At 50.3% G+C, this 1,132-nt stretch carries 1 protein-coding gene; it reads right to left on the minus strand.

The window, feature by feature from the left end; all coding sequences use genetic code 11:
* Positions 1–127 precede the first annotated feature (127 nt).
* Positions 128–1,132: IS110 family RNA-guided transposase (locus BM124_RS18465; protein WP_139217177.1), on the minus strand; the 1,005-nt coding region annotated here is incomplete at its 5' end.

A 1,132-nucleotide genomic window follows, 5' to 3' on the forward strand; every position in this document is an offset into this window, starting at 1 on the left:
GGGGGGCGGCTAAGCTCCTTAGCTGGGTCTATGCCCGAATGGATAAAATGAACGCCGCCTCGGCACTGCTGGTGTTTGTTCTATAGACACAGAAGAACGAGAAACAAGGTCGTATAAGATTGGAACATTAGGCTGCTTGAGCTTGAGATCGTCTTCGATCTCTGAGGAGCTTCGCTCCATCAAAGGCGCATTCTCTCTGACCCATCACAAACAATACTTTTAAAAGCTTTCCACACAGGGCTACAAGAGACTGTGTCTTTTTTAACGGACGGTCGGAACGCTTCGTCAGCTCCTCATGAAGGGCATGGAACGTGTCATTGTGAGCGACGAGAGGACGAATCGCTAAAAAGAGAATGCGGCGTAAACGTCTTCGACCTCGCTTACTAATCGTTGTCTGTCCCTTATGAAGACCGGAGCTGTTCTCTTTTAAATCTAAACCGGCCAGGCTGATCAGCTGTTTGGGATGACGGTACTGGTGAATGTCCCCTATTTCGGCAAAGAAGGCCGCAATGGTCATATCCCCTAATCCTTTGATCTCCCTCATTTGTTCGGCGCCAGGGAGATGATTGACCTGTTCGGATAATTGAGATTCCAGGTCCTCCAGCTGCCGGGAATAGAGGTCATATTGTTCCAGTAATGTGCTCAGTTCCTGTCTGGCAAATCCTAATCCCACAGCCACGCCAATACTACGTTTTGCAGCCTGAATAAGCTTTTCCGCCCGTTTCAGACTCCCCGGCCGTTTCGAGTGCTTCCTCCATTCCTCCACGATCGCTTCCGGTGTCAGCCGGGTGATATCCCGAGGCAGAGGAACCACCCGCAGGGTGGCTAAAGCCATGATGCCATTCCACTGCTTAAAGACGCTGTCAAACTCCGGGAAGTAGCGCTGTATCCAATTTAGAATCCGCCCTTCTACTTGAGAGAGGGACTGAACGAGTTGATCCCGCAATTTGATGCCTTCCCGCATGTCAGCATAGATCCCTTCGAGAAGATTGGGGACAGCGTATCGCCCGTCCTTAACTTGTTGGGCAATAACTTTTGCGTCTTTCGTGTCGTTTTTACTTGGCGAATTATCATCGACTTCCTTGAGTCGTTTGACATGCATGGGATTGACAAGAGCTACGAAGTGCCCGCG

This window comes from Salibacterium halotolerans (genome assembly GCF_900115625.1).
GTDB classification, from domain to species: Bacteria; Bacillota; Bacilli; order Bacillales; family Marinococcaceae; genus Salibacterium; species Salibacterium halotolerans.